Annotated in this window: 17 protein-coding genes, 1 tRNA gene and 1 pseudogene; 4 read left to right on the top strand and 15 right to left on the bottom strand. The window is 72.3% G+C overall.

The window, feature by feature from the left end:
* Positions 1–37: 37 nt before the first annotated feature.
* Both galE and galK read left to right on the top strand, forming a co-directional pair.
* Complete coding sequence (galE, locus tag KSK32_RS16310) at positions 38–1024, top strand: UDP-glucose 4-epimerase GalE (RefSeq protein WP_216931987.1); 987 nt, start codon at positions 38–40, stop codon at positions 1022–1024.
* Complete coding sequence (gene galK / locus KSK32_RS16305) at positions 1021–2175, top strand: galactokinase (RefSeq protein WP_216931986.1); 1155 nt, start codon at positions 1021–1023, stop codon at positions 2173–2175. Before galE ends, galK begins: the two co-directional genes overlap by 4 nt.
* 159 nt (positions 2176–2334) lie before the next feature.
* Here galK and KSK32_RS16300 read toward each other — a convergent pair whose 3' ends face one another.
* The 9 genes and pseudogenes from KSK32_RS16300 to KSK32_RS16260 all read right to left on the bottom strand — a co-directional run bounded on the left by KSK32_RS16300 (position 2335) and on the right by KSK32_RS16260 (position 10690).
* Positions 2335–3636, bottom strand: coding sequence for a sulfate adenylyltransferase subunit 1 (locus KSK32_RS16300; protein ID WP_216931985.1), 1302 nt, complete (start codon positions 3634–3636; stop codon positions 2335–2337).
* Positions 3636–4547, bottom strand: a complete 912-nt coding sequence (gene cysD, locus KSK32_RS16295; protein ID WP_216931984.1) for a sulfate adenylyltransferase subunit CysD — start codon at positions 4545–4547, stop codon at positions 3636–3638. The genes KSK32_RS16300 and cysD overlap by 1 nt, the downstream gene beginning before the upstream one ends.
* A gap of 79 nt (positions 4548–4626) precedes the next feature.
* Positions 4627–5460, bottom strand: coding sequence for an inositol monophosphatase family protein (locus KSK32_RS16290; protein WP_216931983.1), 834 nt, complete (start codon positions 5458–5460; stop codon positions 4627–4629).
* A gap of 65 nt (positions 5461–5525) precedes the next feature.
* Complete coding sequence (gene pth / locus KSK32_RS16285; RefSeq protein WP_216931982.1) at positions 5526–6116, bottom strand: aminoacyl-tRNA hydrolase; 591 nt, start codon at positions 6114–6116, stop codon at positions 5526–5528.
* Positions 6117–6216: 100 nt separating this feature from the next.
* Complete coding sequence (locus tag KSK32_RS16280; protein ID WP_216931981.1) at positions 6217–6912, bottom strand: 50S ribosomal protein L25/general stress protein Ctc; 696 nt, start codon at positions 6910–6912, stop codon at positions 6217–6219.
* Positions 6913–7197: 285 nt separating this feature from the next.
* On the bottom strand, positions 7198–8178 hold the full coding sequence (locus KSK32_RS16275) for a ribose-phosphate diphosphokinase (protein ID WP_030501163.1): 981 nt from the start codon (positions 8176–8178) through the stop codon (positions 7198–7200).
* A gap of 56 nt (positions 8179–8234) precedes the next feature.
* Positions 8235–9758 (bottom strand): annotated as a pseudogene (gene glmU / locus KSK32_RS16270) (bifunctional UDP-N-acetylglucosamine diphosphorylase/glucosamine-1-phosphate N-acetyltransferase GlmU); the annotation flags it as partial.
* Positions 9759–9831: 73 nt separating this feature from the next.
* Positions 9832–9902 (bottom strand) — tRNA-Gln (locus KSK32_RS16265).
* Between the two features lie 47 nt (positions 9903–9949).
* Positions 9950–10690, bottom strand: coding sequence for a resolvase (locus KSK32_RS16260; RefSeq protein ID WP_216931980.1), 741 nt, complete (start codon positions 10688–10690; stop codon positions 9950–9952).
* Between the two features lie 72 nt (positions 10691–10762).
* Here KSK32_RS16260 and KSK32_RS16255 point away from each other — a divergent pair, with 72 nt between their 5' ends.
* On the top strand, positions 10763–11431 hold the full coding sequence (locus tag KSK32_RS16255) for a TetR/AcrR family transcriptional regulator (protein WP_091049478.1): 669 nt from the start codon (positions 10763–10765) through the stop codon (positions 11429–11431).
* 6 nt (positions 11432–11437) lie between these two features.
* On the opposite strand, the gene KSK32_RS16250 is transcribed toward KSK32_RS16255, so the two are convergent.
* From KSK32_RS16250 to KSK32_RS16225, 6 genes are all read right to left on the bottom strand, one after another.
* Entirely contained in the window at positions 11438–11905 is a 468-nt protein-coding gene (locus KSK32_RS16250) for a DUF4383 domain-containing protein (protein WP_216931979.1), read from the bottom strand.
* Positions 11906–12020: 115 nt separating this feature from the next.
* Complete coding sequence (locus KSK32_RS16245) at positions 12021–12476, bottom strand: DUF4383 domain-containing protein (protein ID WP_216931978.1); 456 nt, start codon at positions 12474–12476, stop codon at positions 12021–12023.
* A gap of 97 nt (positions 12477–12573) precedes the next feature.
* Positions 12574–14373 carry an ABC-F family ATP-binding cassette domain-containing protein gene (locus KSK32_RS16240; RefSeq protein WP_216931977.1) on the bottom strand — a complete coding sequence of 600 codons (1800 nt, stop codon included), beginning with the start codon at positions 14371–14373 and terminating at the stop codon, positions 12574–12576.
* 66 nt (positions 14374–14439) lie between these two features.
* On the bottom strand, positions 14440–15393 hold the full coding sequence (locus KSK32_RS16235) for a 4-(cytidine 5'-diphospho)-2-C-methyl-D-erythritol kinase (protein WP_216931976.1): 954 nt from the start codon (positions 15391–15393) through the stop codon (positions 14440–14442).
* Positions 15394–15479: 86 nt separating this feature from the next.
* Positions 15480–16349, bottom strand: a complete 870-nt coding sequence (gene rsmA / locus KSK32_RS16230) for a 16S rRNA (adenine(1518)-N(6)/adenine(1519)-N(6))-dimethyltransferase RsmA (protein WP_216931975.1) — start codon at positions 16347–16349, stop codon at positions 15480–15482.
* Between the two features lie 79 nt (positions 16350–16428).
* On the bottom strand, positions 16429–17334 hold the full coding sequence (locus KSK32_RS16225) for a TatD family hydrolase (protein ID WP_216936138.1): 906 nt from the start codon (positions 17332–17334) through the stop codon (positions 16429–16431).
* Positions 17335–17415: 81 nt separating this feature from the next.
* Between KSK32_RS16225 and KSK32_RS16220 the strand changes: the two genes are divergently transcribed.
* Positions 17416–18660 (top strand): hypothetical protein, encoded by a 1245-nt coding sequence (locus tag KSK32_RS16220; protein ID WP_216931974.1) that lies wholly within the window; start codon positions 17416–17418, stop codon positions 18658–18660.
* The last annotated feature ends 31 nt before the right edge of the window (positions 18661–18691 follow it).

Genomic DNA, 18691 nt, shown 5'->3' with positions numbered 1-18691 from the left:
GGCCGCCGCGGGACGCGGCCCAGGCAGGAGGACCGACGTGAAACTGCTCGTCACCGGCGGCGCCGGCTACATCGGCAGCGTGGTGACCCGGATGCTGCTCGACCACGGCCACCAGGTGACCGTGCTGGACGACCTGCGCACCGGTCACCGGGAGGCCCTCGCCCCCGACGCCACCCACGTCGAGCTGCCGGTGCACGAGGCCGCCCGGGTGCTCACCCCCGACGCCGGGTTCGACGGCGTGCTGCACTTCGCCGCGCTGATCGCCGCCGGCGAGTCGATGATCCGCCCCGAGCTGTACTGGCACACCAACACGGTCGGCTCGATCGCGCTCGTCGACGCGGTCCGCGCCGCCCGGGTGCCCCGGCTCGTCTTCTCCTCCACCGCCGCCGTCTACGGCAACCCCACCGAGCTGCCCATCCCGGAGACCGCCGTCAAGGCCCCCACCAGCACGTACGGCGCGACGAAGCTCGCCGTCGACATGGCGCTCACCTCCGAGGCCGTCGCGCACGACCTGGCCGCCGTCTCGCTGCGCTACTTCAACGTCGCCGGGGCGTACCTGCGCGACGGGCTGGCCATCGGTGAACGGCACGACCCGGAGACCCACCTCATCCCGATCGCGCTCGACGTGGCCGCCGGGCGGCGGGAGAAGCTCCAGCTCTTCGGCGACGACTACCCCACTGTCGACGGCACCTGCGTACGCGACTACATCCACGTCGAGGACCTGGCCCGCGCCCACCTGCTCGCGCTGGACGCGGCCACCCCGGGCCGGCACCGGATCTACAACCTCGGCAACGGCAACGGCTTCACCAACCGGCAGGTGGTCGACGTGGTCCGCGAGGTCACCGGGCACCCGGTGCCGGTCGAGGTGGCCCCCCGCCGCGAGGGCGACCCGGCCGAGCTGGTCGCGTCCTCCGCGCTGGCCCGCGACGAGCTGGGCTGGACGCCGGCGAAGGCGACCCTGCACGACATGGTCGGCGACGCCTGGGCGTTCTACCGGGCACACGTCGCGGGGCGTGCCTCATGAACGTCGCCGACCGCGCCACGGCCGGCTTCCGGCAGCGGTACGGCGCCGAGCCCGCGGGCCGCTGGGCGGCTCCCGGCCGGGTCAACCTGATCGGCGAGCACACCGACTACAACGACGGCTTCGTACTGCCCTTCGCGCTGCCGCTGCGTACCGTGGTCGCCGCCGCGCCCGCCCCCGGCGGACGCTGGACCGTCTGGTCGGAGCTGGACGACGAGCCGGTCGAGTTCGGCGCGGCCGAGGCCGACGAGCCCGGCCGGGTCGACGGATGGGCCGCCTACGTGGCCGGGATGGTGTGGGCGCTGCGCGCCGACGGCCACGACGTCCCGGGCGCGCGGCTCGCCGTCGCCTCCGACGTGCCGGTCGGCTCCGGGCTCTCCTCGTCGGCGGCGATCGAGTCGGCGGTGCTGGCCGCGCTGGTCGACCTCGGCGGGCTCGACCTGCCCGCCGGCCGGTGGCCGCGGCTCGCCCAGCGGGCCGAGAACGACTACGTCGGCGCGCCCACCGGAATCATGGACCAGTCCGCGGTGATCCGCGGCCGCGCCGGGCACGCCCTCTTCCTCGACTGCCGCACCGAGGAGGTCGAGCAGATCCCGTTCGACCTGGACGGCACCGGGCTGGCCGTCCTGGTGATCGACAGCCGGGCGCCGCACCGGCACGCGGACGGCGAGTACGCCGCCCGGCGCAAGAGCTGCGAGCAGGCCGCCGCGGCACTCGGGGTGACCGCGCTTCGCGACGTCATGGTGGCCGGCCTCGACGCCGCGCTGGCCCGCCTCGACGACGACGAGACCCGCCGCCGGGTCCGGCATGTGGTGACCGAGAACCAGCGGGTGCTCGACACCGTCGCGCTGCTGCGCGCGGGCCGGGTCCGCGACACCGGTCCGCTGCTGACCGCCTCGCACGCCTCCATGCGCGACGACTTCGAGGTCACCGTGCCGGAGATCGACACCGCGGTCGAGGCGGCGCTGTCCGCCGGGGCGTACGGGGCGCGGATGACCGGCGGCGGCTTCGGCGGCTGCGTGCTCGCCCTGGTCGACGCGGGCGCCGCCGACACGGTGGCCGCCGCCGTCACCGAGGCGTACGCCGAGCGCGGTTTCACCGCTCCGGGCACGCTCACCGTCCTGCCGGCCGATGGAGCAACCCGCCTGGGGTGAGGTGTAAGGAAGGGCCCCTTATTAACGCCTGCGGTAGAGGAAGGGCCCCTTATTAACGCCTGCGGTAGAGGAAGGGCCCCTTATTAACGCCTGCGGTAGAGGAAGGGCCCCTTATTAACAGTGACCTGTTAAGAAGGGGCCCTTCCTTACATGCAGGGGTCAGCCGGCTTCGACGATCATGCCGGCGCCGACCGTACGGTTCGTCGACTCGTCGATGATCACGAAGCCGCCCGTGGTGCGGTTGCGGCGGTACTCGTCGGCCAGCAGCGGAACCGTGGTCCGCAGCCGGACCCGGCCGATCTCGTTGAGCTTCAGCTCACCGGCCGTCTCGTCGCGGTGCAGCGAATTGATGTCCAGCCGGTAGTGCAGCCCGCGCACGATCGCCCGCGCCGAGCGGGTCGTGTGCTTGATCGCGTACTTGCCGCCGACCTGCAGCGGCCGCGTCTCGTCCATCCAGCAGACCATCGCCTCGATGTCCTGCACGGCCGTCGGGGCGTTGTTCGGACGGCAGATCATGTCGCCGCGGGAGATGTCCAGCTCGTCGGTCAGCCGGACCGTCACCGACATCGGCGGGAACGCCTCGTCCACCGGGCCGTCGGCGGTCTCCACCGCCGCGATCCGGCTGGTGAAGCCCGACGGCAGCACCATGACCTCGTCGCCCGGCTTGAGCACGCCCGAGGCCACCTGACCGGCGTAGCCCCGGTAGTCGGTGACGGTGGTGGACTGCGGCCGGATCACGTACTGCACCGGGAACCGCACGTCGACCAGGTTGCGGTCCGAGGCGATGTGCACCCGCTCCAGGTGGTGCAGCAGCGACGGGCCCTCGTACCACTGCATGTTCTCCGAGCGGGTGACGATGTTGTCGCCCTGGAGCGCGGAGACCGGCACCACCGTCAGGTCCGGCACGTCGAGCTTCGCCGCGAACGCGGTGAACTCGTCCGCGATCCGCTCGAAGACCTCCTGCGACCAGTCCACCAGATCCATCTTGTTCACGCACAGGACCAGGTGCGGCACCCGCAGCAGCGAGCAGAGGAACGCGTGCCGGCGGGACTGCTCCACCAGACCCTTGCGCGCGTCCACCAGGATCAGCGCCAGGTCGGCCGTGGAGGCGCCGGTGACCATGTTCCGGGTGTACTGGATGTGCCCCGGGGTGTCGGCGATGATGAACTTCCGCCGCGGCGTGGCGAAGTAGCGGTAGGCCACGTCGATGGTGATTCCCTGCTCCCGCTCGGCGCGCAGGCCGTCGGTGAGCAGCGCCAGGTTCGTGTACTCGTCGCCCCGGGCGGCGCTGACCGCCTCGACGGCGGCGAGCTGGTCGCTGAACAGCGACTTGGTGTCGTAGAGCAGACGGCCGATCAGCGTCGACTTGCCGTCGTCGACGCTGCCCGCGGTGGCGAACCGCAGCAGGTCCATCGGCCGCGCGGTCTCGCTCTCGGCCGGGGCCAGGGTCTCGACGCTCATCAGAAGTAGCCCTCTCGCTTGCGGTCCTCCATGGCGGCCTCGCTGACCCGGTCGTCGCCGCGGGTCGCGCCGCGCTCGGTGATCCGCGTGGCGGCCACCTCCTCGATCACCTTCTCCACCGTGTCGGCGTCCGAACGGACCGCCGCGGTGCAGGAGGCGTCACCCACGGTCCGGTACCGCACCTGGGCCTTGAACGACTGCTCACCGGCGCGCGCCCGGAAGAACTCGTTCACCGCGTAGAACATGCCGTCGCGCTCGATCACCTCGCGCTCGTGCGCGTAGTAGATCGAGGGCAGCGGGATCCGTTCCCGCTCGATGTAGTGCCAGACGTCCAGCTCGGTCCAGTTCGACAGCGGGAACACCCGGATCGACTCGCCCGGGTGGTGCCGGCCGTTGTAGAGCGCCCACAGCTCCGGACGCTGGTTCTTCGGATCCCACTGGCCGAACTCGTCGCGGAAGCTGAACACCCGCTCCTTGGCCCGTGCCTTCTCCTCGTCGCGCCGGGCGCCGCCGAACAGCGCGTCGAAGCGGTGCTTCTCCACCGCCTCCAGCAGCACCGGCGTCTGGATCCGGTTGCGCATGCCGTCGGCGGACTCGCGGACCAGACCCTTGTTCAGCGCCTCCGGCACGCTCGCCACGATGAGCTGCAGGCCCAGCTCGGCCACCCGCTGATCGCGGTAGTCGAGCACCTCGGGGAAGTTGTGCCCGGTGTCCACGTGCATCACCGGGAAGGGGATGTTGGCCGGCGCGAACGCCTTCTGGGCCAACCGGAGCATCACGATCGAGTCCTTGCCGCCGGAGAACAGCAGCACCGGCCGTTCCATCTCGGCGACGACCTCGCGCATCACGAAGATGCTCTCCGCCTCGAGCGCGTCGAGGTGCGACACCTGGTACGCGGCGGGGGACGTCATGACACGAACTCGATTCGCTCGGATCCGTACATCGGATTCCAGACCTTTCAGGTCGGACTCGTGAAGAAGAACGCTCAGGTTACCCGGAATGCCGCTGCAACGCTGCAAGCAACCGACTCGCGAGATCCTTGCGGCAGACCAGCAGATCCGGTAGGCGCGGGTCGGCCCCGTTGTATTTCAGCGCAGAACCGTCGATCCGGGAAGCATGCAGACCGGTGGCCGTCGCCACAGCGACCGGAGCAGCCGAATCCCACTCGTACTGACCGCCCGCGTGGATGTACGCGTCGACCTCACCGGTGACCACGGCGGCGATCTTCGCGCCCGCCGAGCCCATCGGGACCAGATGAGCGCCGACGTCCTCTGCCAGGTCGGTCAGGAAAACCGGTGGACGGCTACGGCTGGCCGCCAACCGGATGACCCGCGCGCCACCCCCGGTGGCCGCCTCCACAGTCATCGGCGGGTACGCCGGCGGGTGGTCGGTGCCGAGCACCCGGTGCTGGGCCGGCAGGGCCACCGCGCCCGCCACCAGACCGTGCGGCGTCGACGCGTTGCGCGACCAGAGCGCCACGTGCACCGCCCAGTCCGCGCGCCCCTCCTCCGCGTACTCCCGGGTACCGTCCAGCGGGTCGATGATCCAGACCCGGTCGGCGGTCAGGCGCGACAGCGCCGCGTCGGTCACCTCCGCCGTCCAGGCCAGCCGCGAACCCTCGTCCTCCTCGGACAGCACCGCGTCCGCCGGCCGCCACTTCGCCAGTTCGGTCCGGATCAGATCGTGCGACACCTTGTCGCCGGCCGACCGGAGCGCGCCCGCGTCGGCGAAGCCCATCTCCGCGCGCAGCGCCGTCAGCCCCTGACCGGCCCGGGACGCCAGCCACCGGGCGAACCCACCGTCGATCATCGGAGGACTGCCCATGCTGCTCCCCTCACCCGCCTTCGCTCCCGTCGCCCGAGGCTACCGGCCGGGCTCCGCCTCGCCGGTCAACCCCCGTGGTACAGGTTCTGCGTCGGCTCCACGCCCTTCAGAACCACCGACTCCACCACGTCCGCCGCGCGGTCCACCAGGAACTCCAGCTCCTTGCGCTCCGCCGAGGAGAAATCCGAGAGTACGTAGTCGGCCGGATCCTGCCGGCCCGGCGGCCGCCCGATGCCGAACCGCACCCGCACGTAGTCCTTGGTGCCGAGCGACTTGGACATCGAGCGCAGGCCGTTGTGCCCACCCTCGCCGCCGCCGCACTTCACCCGCACCTGCCCGTACGGGATGTCCAGCTCGTCGTGCACCGCGATCACGTGCGCCGGCGGGATCTTGTGGAACTGCGCCAGCCCGGCCACCGGACCGCCGGAGAGGTTCATGTACGTCAACGGCTTCAGCAGCACCAGCTTCGGCCCGCCGAAGCCCAGCCGCCCCTCGGCAGCCTCGGCCATCGCGCGCTTGTGCCGCCCGAACTTCGCGCCCACGCGGCCCGCCAGCAGGTCGGCGACCATGAACCCGACGTTGTGCCGGTTGTGCGCGTACTCCCGGCCGGGGTTGCCCAGGCCGACCACCAGCCACGGCCCCGCCTCGTCCGTCACCCGACGCCCCTTCCCGCTCGCTCGCCCGACCAGCCGTCCCGATACGCCGACAGGCGCCCCCGGGAACCGGGGACGCCTGTCGCACAGCCTTGCGGACCGGTCAGGCCTCGGTCTTCGCCTCGGCCGGGGTCTCCTCGCCCTCGGCGGCCGGAGCGCCCTCGGGTGCCTCGGCGGTCTCCTCGCCGACCTCGGCCTCGGCCTCCTCGGTGGCCTCCTCGACCTCGGGCAGGGTGGCCTCGAGCTGCTCGGCGGTCGGGGCGGCGGTCACCGAGGCGACCTGCGTCTCCGCGTCCGTGGCCAGCTCGACGCCGGCCGGCAGCTCGACGTCGGCGGCGGTGATCTGGGTGCCGACCTCGGCGCCCTCGATCGACGCCTCCAGGTGGTCCGGCACCTTGGTCGCGTCGGCGGTCACCGACAGCGTGTCGTGGTCGTGCACGATAAGCGTGTCCTTCGCGGCCTCACCGGTCAGCTGGACCGGAACCTCGACGGTGACCTTCTCGCCCCGGCGGACCAGCAGCAGGTCCACGTGCTCGAAGGTGTCCTTGATCGGGTCACGCTGGATCGCCTTGGGCAGCGCCAGCACCTGCGTGCCGTCGCTGACCTCGATCGCGAAGAGCTGGTTCGCGCCGCCCTTGCGGATCGCGGCGGCGAACTCCCGCGCCGGAAGCGCGATGTGCTTGGGCTTCTCGCCGTGGCCGTACAGCACGGCGGGCACCTTGCCGGCCCGGCGGGTACGACGGGCACCACCCTTGCCGAACTCGGTACGGGGCTCGGCGCTGATCTTTACCTCGGACACGGGGAAACTCCTGATGCTTCGCTGCGGCGGCTTGTCGTCTGGCGGTGCTGGGCGAGGGGCTCGCTGGGGCTAGGGTCATGAACGACCGCCCGGAGCACCGCGTCGATGACGGCGCCTCCGTGCGGTGCTTGTCAGCAGCCCGCCGGGCACCCTCGCCGTGGCAACCGCACCAGTCTACCCGAGGGATTTCCCGGCTCTCCGGCAGTCCCCCATATCACCGCCCCGCCGGGTCCGCAGGGCATCGGCCCGGCCGCCGGAGACTCTCCGGCGGCCGGACCGGCGTGCTCAGCTCAGGCCACCGAACAGGGTGGTCACCGAGCCGTCGTCGAAGACCTCCCGGATCGCCCGCGCCAGCAGCGGGGCGATCGACAGCACGGTCAGCTTGTCCAGCTGCTTCTCCGACGGCAGCGGCAGCGTGTTCGTCACCACGACCTCGCTGATCGGGCTGTTCTTCAGCCGCTCCGTCGCCGGGTCGGACAGCAGCGCGTGGGTCGAGGCGACCACGATCTCCGCCGCGCCCTGCTCCTTGAGGATGTCCGCCGCCTTGGTGATCGTGCCACCGGTGTCGATCATGTCGTCCACGATCAGGCACACCCGGCCCTCGACCTCACCGACCACCCGGTTCGCCACCACCTGATTCGGCTTGAGCGGATCGCGGGTCTTGTGGATGAACGCCAGCGGGCAGCCGCCCAGCCGGTCGGTCCAGCGCTCGGCCACGCGTACCCGGCCCGAGTCCGGCGCGACCACCGTCATCGGCCGGCCCGCGTACTTGTGCTCCACGTACTCGGCCAGCACGTCCATCGCGAACAGGTGGTCCACCGGGCCGTCGAAGAAGCCCTGGATCTGCGCGGTGTGCAGGTCCACGGTCAGGATCCGGTTCGCGCCGGCGGTCTTCAGGAGATCCGCGATCAGGCGCGCCGAGATCGGCTCCCGGCCGCGGTGCTTCTTGTCCTGCCGCGCGTACGGGTAGAACGGCAGGACCACGGTGATCCGCTTGGCCGAGCCGCGCTTCAGCGCGTCGACCATGATCAGGGTCTCCATGACCCAGGTGTTCACGCCGTGCGTCACGGACTGCACCACGAAGGCGTCCGAGCCACGGACCGAGTCCTTGTACCGTACGAAGATCTCGCCGTTGGCGAAGTCGTACGCGTCGGCCGGCGTCGGCGCGACGCCGAGCACCTCACCGATCTCCTTGGCCAGCTCCGGAAAACCCCTCCCGGAGAAGAGCATCAGGCTCTTGCGGTTCTCGGCGACGATGCTGCCCATGGGCCCGTCTGCTCCCGTATGTCGGTGGTACCCGGCGGCGGTGGGGCCGGGGACTGTTCGGTTGCAGTATGCCCCCGGTTCAGCGATCCACCCACGGCCCGCCGATCCCCGTGGATTCAGTCACCTTCGCTTGCGGCGCCGCCCGCGTCCGGCTCACCCTCACCGGCCCGCCGCGCCGCCTCCGCGGCGTCCGTACCGGCCCGCTTGCGCAGCACCCAGCCCTCCACGTTGCGCTGCTGACCACGCGCCACGGCCATCGCGCCCGGCGGCACGTCCCCGGTGATCACCGAACCCGCAGCCGTGTACGCCCCGTCGCCGACCCGAACCGGCGCCACGAACATGTTGTCCGCTCCGGTACGGGCGTGACTGCCGATGGTGGTGTGGTGCTTGCGTACCCCGTCGTAGTTGACGAAAACGGTGGCCGCGCCGATGTTGCTGTGGTCGCCGATCGTCGCGTCGCCCACGTACGACAGGTGCGGCACCTTCGACCCGTCACCGATCGACGCCTTCTTGGTCTCCACGAACGTGCCGACCTTCGCCTTGCGGCCCAGCCGCGACTCCGGACGCAGGTACGCGTACGGGCCGACGCTCGCCTGCGGGCCCACCTCGGCGCCGAGCGCGTGACTGCGCACGATGCTCGCGCCCGCGCCCACCACCGTGTCGACGAGCGTGGTGTCCGGGCCGACGAGCGCGCCCTCGCCGACCGTCGTGGCGCCCTGGAGCTGCGTGTTCTGGTCGATCACCGCGTCCCGCTCGACGGTCACCGTCACGTCGATCCACGTGGTGTGGGGGTCGAGGATGCTGACCCCGGTACGCATCCAGCCCTCGTTCACCCGGTCCCGCAGCAGCCGGCGCAGCGCGGCCAGCTCGACCCGGTCGTTGCAGCCGAGCGTCTCCACATGGTCGGCGGCGCGGTGCACCGCCACCGGCTCCCCCGCGTCGCGCAGCAGCGCGAAGACGTCGGTCAGGTACTCCTCGCCCTGGTCGTTGTCGGTGGAGAGCTTGCCCAGCGCCTCCCGCAGCCGGGCCGCGTCGAACGCGTAGATGCCCGCGTTGATCTCCCGCAGCGCGCGCTGCTGGGGGGTGGCGTCGCGCTCCTCGACGATCTGCTCCAGCTGCCCCTGCACGTCCCGCACGATCCGGCCCAGGCCGGTCGGGTCGGGCACCTCGGCGGCGAGCACGGTGGCCGCGGCGGCGGCGTCCTCGTGCGCCTCGACGAGCGCCTGGACCGTCTCCGGCCGCAGCAGCGGCACGTCGCCGTTGATCACCACGACGGTGCCGGAGGCGTCCGGCACCGCGTCCAGGACGATGCGGACCGCGTGCCCGGTGCCGAGCTGGCGCTCCTGGAGCACCGGCGTGGCACCCGGGGCGACCTCGGACAGGTGCTCCCGGACCTGGTCGGCGCCGTGGCCGACCACGACCACCGTGCGGTCCGCGCCGAGCGGACCGGCCGCGGCGAGGACGTGACCGAGCAGGGTACGGCCGAGCAGCGGGTGCAGCACCTTGGGCAGGGACGACTTCATCCGCTTGCCCTCACCGGCGGCGAGCACGACAACGGTGCGGAGGTGGGGCTGGGACACGACGTGGCTCCCGTCGGGACGGCGACAGTCTCGCGGTCATGCTAACCACGCGACGGAGGGCAAACAGCAGAAGCTCCCGGGAGAGGATTCGAACCCCTATAATCAGGACCAAAACCTGACGTCCTGCCATTAGACGACCCGGGATGGTCGAAAACGGGCAAATAGTAACCTGCCCGCCGGCTGCCTACACCTTACCGGCCACGAGGTGGATCTTCATCGCTCATTCCTTTCATGATCCCCTCGATCCGCCAGTAGAGCCGGACACCGCCGACGACGTACACGGTCAGGCAGCCGTGGTAGTCGACGCCGACGTTCTTGCGCCCAGTCAGCGGCCGATGCCTCTTGATCGTGGTGGGCTGGAAGCTTTCCGCAGGCACGCCCACGCGGGCCGCCCACCACCGCACCGCCGCCGCGTCGTCCGCCGTCTCATGGATGCTCACTCGAAACCTTCGGTCTTGGACCGGAACCTCGACGGCATCCAGGAAGCGCAGGAAGAGCATCACCAGCAGTGGATCGCTGTTGACGAATTTGATCCTGCAGTCGTTCGGGCGCCAGGGCTTCGCCTTGCCACCTTCACACCAGTAGATCGCCGCCCCGATCAGCAACAGCTCGCGCCGGTCGAGCCGCCCGACCCAGCCCGTGGCCGCGGCCACCACCTCGGCCCGGGCCGAGTCCCGTGCCACCCGGTGCGCGTTCCACTGAGCGTCGGCGCGCGCCCGCTGGGCGGCTCGCCGCCGGCGGCGCACCAGCTCCGGATCCAGCGGCAGATGCCGAGTCCACAGACATGCCGTGGACTTCGAGACGTCGAGCACCCTCGCAATCTCCCCCACCGGACAGCCGGCCCGTCGCAGGGCTAGCGCCTGCGCGTGCAGCTCCGGCTTCCAGCCTCGATAAGGAGGCGGGCGGGTGTCGGACTCGTCATCGATGGTCACCGGCGCAGATTAGAACCTGTGTACGACAGCGACCGGTCTGACCGCGAGCGTCGCGCCTGGCAGGATGGACGGGTGACCGACGTTTCCGGCAGCGAACGCGCCCGGCGGCGGCCCGTGCCGGCGGCGAAGCCCTCCCGGGTGCGGATGTCCGCGACGCAGCGACGCGAGCAGTTGATCTCGATCGCCCGGCAGATCTTCGCCGAGCGCGGCTTCGACGCGACCTCGATCGAGGAGGTGGCGGCGCGCGCCAAGGTCTCCAAGCCGGTGGTCTACGAGCACTTCGGCGGCAAGGAGGGGCTCTACGCGGTGGTGGTGGACCGGGAGGTCCGCGCCCTGCTGGACCGCGTCACCACGGCGCTGACCGCGGGCAACCCACGGGAGCTGCTGGAGCAGGCGGCACTGACGCTGCTGACCTACATCGAGGAGGAAACCAGCGGGTTCCGGGTGCTGGTCCGGGAGTCCCCGCTGATGTCGGCGACGGGCAACTTCAGCAGCGTGATGAACGACGTGGCGCACCAGGTGGAGCACATCTTGGCGGGCGAGTTCTCCATCCGGGGGTACGACCCGAAACTGGCGGAGCTCTACTCGCAGGCGCTGGTGGGCATGGTGGCGCTGACCGGCCGCTGGTGGCTGGAGGTGCGCAAGCCGCGCAAGGAGACGGTGGCGGCGCACCTGGTGAACCTGGCCTGGAACGGGTTGTCGCACCTGGAGTCGAAGCCGGGGCCGATCCCCCGCGGCTGAGCCGCCTCAGCGCTCGCCGATGGGGTGGTAGCGGCGCTGCCGTTCCTCCTCTTCGTGCTCGGGTGTGCCGACCTTGTCGTACAGGCCGGTGGCGAGCAGGACGAGCCCGAACAGCAGCGACACGATGACCGTCGACATCGAGAAGTTCAGGAAGTTCGCCGGGGTCTGCAGTACCGACATCATCAGGATGCCGGTGACCAGGAAGACCGCCCCGGCGGTGAGGTTCATGTAGTGGCCGAGGTTGTCGCGACGGGACGCGCCGACCAGCAGGACCGCACCGAAGACCACCGAGACCAGCGAGAAGGCCAGGTTGGTGCGCAGGCCGAGCGCCCAGTCGCTGTCCCGGCCGAACAGTCCTTCACCCCAGGTCTGGAAGACGCCGAAGACACCGAAGATCAGGATGTAGAGGCCGATGAGCCCGGACAGCACCCGGTAGAGCGGCCGTGCGGGGTGGTTCACCGGGAAGTGCGCCATGATGCCCTCCAGCCGTGTGACTGATTCGGGGTCATTGTCGCCCGGGTTGTCCGCTCCCGTCCGGAGAACAGCGAAGGCCCGGCGCAGCGCGCCGGGCCTTCGGTACGAGGCGGGATCAGAGCACCAGGCGGGCCTTCTGCCAGGCCTCGTGCTCGTCGTCGGTGCCGACCTTGCCGTACATGCCGACCATCAGGAGCACCAGCGACAGCGTCAGGACCACGACGTCGGTCATGATCGAGAAGTTGAAGATGTTGGCGTCGGTCTGGAGGAACGCCAGCGCGGCCAGGCCGACCACCATCAGCGTGTAGGCCAGCCACTGGTTGATCGCCACGTCGAGGTTGCGGCCGATCGCGGTGCCGACCAGGATCACGACGCCGAGGAGCACCGACAGCAGCGAGAACGCCATGTTGGTGCCCTGGCCGAGGACCTTGGTGTCGTCCTGGGCGAGGAAGTCGTTGCCGGCGCTGGCGATGACGCCGAGGCCGCCGAAGACGACGAAGTACAGACCAACGAGCCCGCCGATCGCCCGGTAGATCGGCCGCGCGGGGTGGTTGACGGGGGTGTGGGCCATCTCTGCGTCTCCAAAAGACCGTTCGGACGAGGGTTCCACCGGTGATTGTCCCGTACGCCGGACAGTGACGCCGCACACCCCCCACCTCGCCGGCAGGTCAGCCGGCCGGAAGCTCCTCGGCGAGGGCCAGCCAGGTCTCCTCGGTGCGGTCCCGCTCGGCCCGCACCTCCTTGAGCTGGGCGTCCAGCTCGGCGACCCGGGCGTAGTCGGTGGCGTTCGCGGCGAGTTGCTCGTGCAGGCCCGCCTCCTTCTGTTCGAGCTTGGCGATCTGCCGTTCCAGCCGGTTGAGTTCCTTCTTCGCGACGCGTACCTCGGCCGCGGACATGCCCTCGCGGGCCGGCGCCGCCGTGCCCGGGGTGAGGTCGGCGGGCGCCGGGCCGCCGGCCGCGGCGGCGCGCGCCAGGTACTCGTCGACGCCGCCGGGCAGGTGCACCAGCCGGCCGTCACCGAACATGCCGTACGCGACGTCGGTGACCCGCTCGATCAGGTAGCGGTCGTGGCTGGCCACCACGATCGTGCCGGGCCACGAGTCGAGCAGATCCTCCAGCGCGGCGAGCGTGTCGGTGTCCAGGTCGTTGGTGGGCTCGTCGAGCAGCAGCACGTTGGGTTCCCCGGCGAGCAGCCGCAGCATCTGGAGGCGGCGGCGCTCGCCGCCGGACAGGTCGCTCACCGGGGTCCAGAGCCGTCTGTCGTCGAAGCCGAAGACCTCGGCGAGCTGGGCGGCGCTGATCTCCCGGTCGCCGAGTTGCACGCGCCGGGCCACCTCCTCGACGGCTTCCAGCACGCGCAGGTGGCCGGGGAGTTCGGCGAGTTCCTGGGACAGGAACGCGGGCCGGACGGTCTGCCCGGCGGCGAAGCGCCCGCCGTCGGGGTCCGTCACCCCGGCGAGCATCCGCAGCAGGGTGGTCTTGCCGGCGCCGTTGTGGCCGAGGACGGCGACGCGGTCACCGGGGCCGACCTGCCAGGTGGTGTCGTGCAGGATCTCCTTCGGCCCGGCGTGCAGCCGGACGTGTTCGAGGTCGTACACCTGCTTGCCGAGCCGGGCGGTGGCGAGTCGTTGCAGCGACATGGTGTCGCGGGGTTCCGGCACGTCGGCGATGAGCGCGTTCGCCGCGTCGATGCGGAACTTGGGCTTGGAGGTGCGGGCCGGGGCGCCCCGGCGCAGCCAGGCGATCTCCTTGCGGAGCAGGTTCTGCCGGCGGGCCTCGGTGGCGGCGGCGACGCGCTGCCGCTCGACGCGGGCCAGCGTCCAGGCGGCGAAGCCGCCCTCGTACGCCCGGACGGTCTGGTCGGCGACCTCCCAGGTGCTGGTGCAGACGGCGTCGAGGAACCAGCGGTCGTGGGTGACCACGACGAGCGCGCCCTTGCGGGTGACGAGGTGGCGGGCCAGCCAGTCGACGCCGCCGACGTCCAGGTGGTTGGTGGGCTCGTCGAGGACGAGCAGGTCGGCGTCGCGGACCAGCAGCGCGGCGAGCGCGACCCGCCGGCGTTCGCCACCGGACATCGGGCCGACCGCCGTGTCCAGGCCGAGGTGGGGCATGCCGAGGCCGTCGAGGATGGCGCGCACCCCCGCGTCGCCGGCCCACTCGTGCTCGGCGCCCATGCTCTCGCCGAGCCAGGCGGTGCCGAGCACGACGTCCCGCACGGTCAGTTCGGGGGCCAGGTCGAGGCGCTGCGGCAGCCAGGCCACCCGCAGGTCGCGGCGGTGCGTGACGCGGCCGTCGTCGGGTTCCTCGGTGCGGGTGAGCAGCCGCAGCAGCGTCGACTTGCCGGCGCCGTTGAGGCCGACCACGCCGACCCGGTCGGCGTCGTCGAGGCCGAGCGAGACGTCGGTGAGCAGCGGCCCGGCGGCGCCGTACCCCTTGGACACCCGGTCCAGGTTGACGATGTTGGCCACTGACCCCACCCTTCACGACTCAGGCGTCCCGGGGGCCCGGGACGCCTGAGTCAAGGGTACGGGGCGTCAGACGACGCGGGCGCCGGCGACCGGACCGTGCGCGACGCGGGCCTCCCGGCACACCCCGGCGGCGGTGATCTCGGCGGCGATCCGGACCGCGTCGGCCTCGCCGGTGGCGAGGAAGACGCAGGTGGGACCGGAGCCGGAGACGATACCGGCGAGCGCGCCGGCGGCCTCGCCGGCCTTGAGCGTCTCGGCCAGCGACGGGCGCATGGTCAGCGCGGCGTCCTGGAGGTCGTTGCCGAGCGTGGCGGCGAGCACCCGGGGGTCACGCTGGCGCAGGGCGGCGAGCAGCGCGTCGGTGCTGCCCAGCGGCGTGCCGGCGGCTCCGGTGTCGCGCAGCCGGTCCAGTTCCCGGTACGCGGCCGGGGTGGACAGGCCGCCGTCGGCGATGGCCACCACCCAGTGCCAGGAGGTGGGGCGAGCCAGCACCGGGCTGACCGCCTCGCCCCGGCCGGTGCCGAGCGCGGTGCCGCCGTGGATGAGGAACGGCACGTCGGAGCCGAGGTCGGCGGCGATGCCGGCGAGTTCGTCGCGGGACAGCCCGGTGCCCCAGAGCGTGTCGCAGGCGACCAGCGCGGCGGCGGCGTCGGCGCTGCCGCCGGCCAGCCCGCCGGCGAGCGGGATCTGCTTGCGCAGGTGCAGCCGGGCGTGCGGGGCGACGCCCGCGTAGCCGGCGAGCGCGTGCGCGGCGCGCAGCGCCAGGTTGGTGTCGTCCAGGGCCAGCTCGCCGGCGCCCTCGCCCTCCATGGTGAGGGTGAGCGTGTCGCCACGGCGGGCGGTCAGCTCGTCGTAGATGGAGATCGCGTGGTAGACGGTGTTCAACTCGTGGTAGCCGTCACGCCGCAGCGGTCCGACGCCGAGATGCAGGTTGACCTTGGCGGGCACCCGCACCTTGACCGGGCCGCTGGACCCGCGCCGCTGCCCGTCCTCGTCCTCCGGTCGCCATGCCTCGGTCACCGGGCGGACTCCACCGGACGTGGGCGGATGTCGAACGGCTTCGGCACGGTCAGCTCCTCGGCGAGGGGTCGGACAACGGCGCCAGCCTACTGCTCGCCGCCGGGGGCGTCCGGGGCCGACGCGGCGATGGCGGCGAACTGCTCGACGGTGAGCGATTCGCCCCGGGCGCCCGGGTCCACGCCGGCGGCGGTGAGCGCGGCGGCGGCCCGGTCCGCGCCGCCGGCCCAGCCGGCCAGGGCGGCCCGCAGCGTCTTGCGGCGCTGCGCGAACGCGGCGTCGACGACTGCGAAGACGGTCTTCCGGGGTACGTCCGGCCGGGGCGGCTCACGCCGGGTGAACGCGACCAGACCGGAGTCGACGTTGGGCACCGGCCAGAACACGTTCGGCGGAACCTTGCCGGCGGCTCGGGCGCGGGCGTACCAGGCGAGTTTGACCGACGGGATGCCGTACACCTTGGAGCCGGGACCGGCGACGAGCCGGTCGGCGACCTCCTTCTGCACCATCACCAGGCCGTGGCGCAGCGTGGGCAGCTCGGCGAGCAGGTGCAGCACGACCGGCACGGCGACGTTGTAGGGCAGGTTCGCCACCAGCGCGGTCGGCGCCGGGCCGCCCAGATCGGCGGCGGTGACCCGCAGCGCGTCGGCCGGGTGCACGGTGAGCCGCCCGGCGGCCGTCCCGGCGAAGCGGGCGGCGGTCTCCGGCAGCGCGGCGGCCAGCGCCGGGTCGAGTTCCACCGCGTGCACGTGCGCGGCGACCGGGAGCAGGGCGAGCGTGAGCGAGCCGAGCCCAGGGCCGACCTCCAGCGCCACGTCGTCCGGGGTCAGCCCGGCGGTGGTGACGATCCGGCGCACCGTGTTCGGGTCGTGCACGAAGTTCTGGCCGAGTTTCTTGGTCGGCGTGACGCCGAGGCGCGCGGCGAGTTCCCGGATCTCCGCCGGGCCGAGGAGTCCGGTCACGCCCCGTAGCGTAAGCGCCCCCTTCCGCGGGGAAGGAAGGGCCCCTTCTTAACGCCTCGCGATATGGAGGGGCCCCTTCTTAACGCCACGGGCCGAACGCGCGCTCACCGTTGGTGGAGAGGGCGGCGCAGAGGGCGTCCAGGTCGGTGCCGGTGGTCCCGGCGAGGAAGCGGACCGTCAGCGGAATCAGGTACGACGCGTTGGGCCGCCCCCGGTACGGCATCGGGGTGAGGTAGGGCGCGTCGGTCTCCACGAGCATCTGCGCGGGCGGGGTGACGGCGGCGGCCTCGCGCAGCGCGGCGGCGCTGCCGAACGTGACGGTGCCGGCGAAGCTGAGCAGGAAGCCGCGCCGGACGCACTCGCGGGCGAAGTCGGCGTCGCCGGAGAAGCAGTGCATGACCACGGTGTCCGGAGCGCCCTCGTCATCGACGACGCGCAGCACGTCGGCGTGCGCGTCCCGGTCGTGGATGACGAGCGCCTTGCCGTGCCGCTTGGCGATGGCGATGTGCGCCCGGAAGCTCTCCTCCTGCGCGGCCCGCCCCTCCTCGCCGGTACGGAAGAAGTCCATGCCGGTCTCGCCGACGCCCCGGACGCGGTCCCGCCCGGCGAGCGTCTCGATCTCGCGCAGCGCCTCGTCCAGGTCGGTCAGCCGGGGCGCCTCGTTCGGGTGCAGTGCGACGGTGGCGAGCACCGGGGCGTACCGGTCGGCCACGTCGGCGCTCCACCGGGACGAGTCGACGTCCACCCCGACCTGGACGAGGCGGTCCACGCCGGCGCGGGCGGCGACGTCGATCGCGGCGGCCACCGGGTCGTCGCCGGATGCGCCGCCGGGAGGCGTGCCGAACTCGCCGACGGTGATGTCGAGGTGGGTGTGGCTGTCCGGCACGGGTACGGGCAGCGGCTCGGGGGCGGGCGGGAACTCCCCGGCCCGGCGGGCGGCGCGCTGCTTGCGGGTCTCGGTCTGCTCGGTCATCGCGGCCAGCATCACACACCGGCCCGGTGCGGCGTTCCCGGACCGCCACCGGCTGTTCACGCGCCCCACATCTGGCGGGCTTAGCGTCCTGGAGTGACCGTCACCGACCAGGCCGGCGGGCCCGCCTCCGACCGGGCCGGGCTACGCGTGACGTACGGCGGCCGGGTGCATCCGGCGGAGGAGATCGCCAGGGGCGCGGCGTACGAGTTGTTCAGCGCCGACGAGACGCCCGGGTTCGAGTGGTGTCCCCGGCCCGGCAACGGCTATCCGTGGCGCCGGTTCGTGCACGCGACCGAGGTGGACGCGGTGCACGGGGGCGCCGGGCCGGCGGACGACACGGACGCGCCGCTGCTGATGCCGGTGCACCGGGACCGGGGGTGGGCGTACCTGCACCAGCTCAGCCAGCAGCCGGGCGCGGCGGCCGATCCGACGCTCGCCGCGGTGCGGGCGTCGGCGGTGGTCCGGCCCGGTACCCGGATGGTGAAGGTGCTCTCCGCCCGGCAGCTCGCCGGGTACGTGCGCGGCTGGCTGCCGCACGGCTTCTGCTACCGGGAGCACGACGTGGCGCACCTGCGGACACCGGCGGGGATGGCGGTGCTGCGGGGCGACTCCGAGGGCGGCGACGTGGCGTACGCGCTGCGCTGGCGGGCCGCCGACCCGGCCGACTACGACGTGCCGGTGGGCCCGGCGCACCGGGGGCTCATGGCGTTGCCGCCCCGGGACCGGCTCGGGCCGCCGGTGCTGGGCACCGGGTTCGTGCCGAGCAGCGCGCAGCTCGTACCGGAGTTCGTCACTCGGGAGTTCGCCGACCTGCCGATGCCGGCGAACGCCACGCTGCTCGCCTACCCGGCCGAGGGGGTGGAGGTGGTGCTGTACACCTACCAGGCGGAGCAGCGGGGCTGGCTGCGCCTGGCCGGGCCGCAGTGGCGGCACCTGCTCGCCGCGGTGCCCGGTCTGGCCGCCGACCAGGAGTACGTGCCGACCGGCGAGGCGCCGCGCTCGACCCGGCTCGTCGGCACGTACGCCGGGTCGGAGTACGAGGCGGTGGCCGACCAGCCGGGCGGGTTCCGGGTGCTGGCGATGACCCGGGCGGCCCGGTACCCGGTGGACGCGGCGGCCCGGCGGGTGCGTACGGCGGTCTGGCGCGGGGTGCCGTGCCTGGTGCTTCGGGAGGAGGGCGGCTGGCTGCGGTTGCGGCTGCGCCGCCCGGATTCGGACGGGGTGGCCGCGACCGGCGCGCAGTGCCTGGAACGGGGTGTCTACGAGGTCTGGGCGCCCGGCGCCGAGCTGACCGACGACCGGGTGGTGGACCTGCCCTATCCGGCCCGCCACGAATAGACGAGGGCAGGTCGGGAAGGCGTGGGGGGTC

The sequence above is a fragment of the Micromonospora sp. WMMB482 genome, from assembly GCF_019038635.1.
In the GTDB taxonomy this organism is placed as follows: Bacteria; Actinomycetota; Actinomycetes; order Mycobacteriales; family Micromonosporaceae; genus Micromonospora; species Micromonospora marina.
Note: the sequence above shows the minus strand (reverse complement) of the source record. Positions and strands in the feature narration are given on the sequence as shown.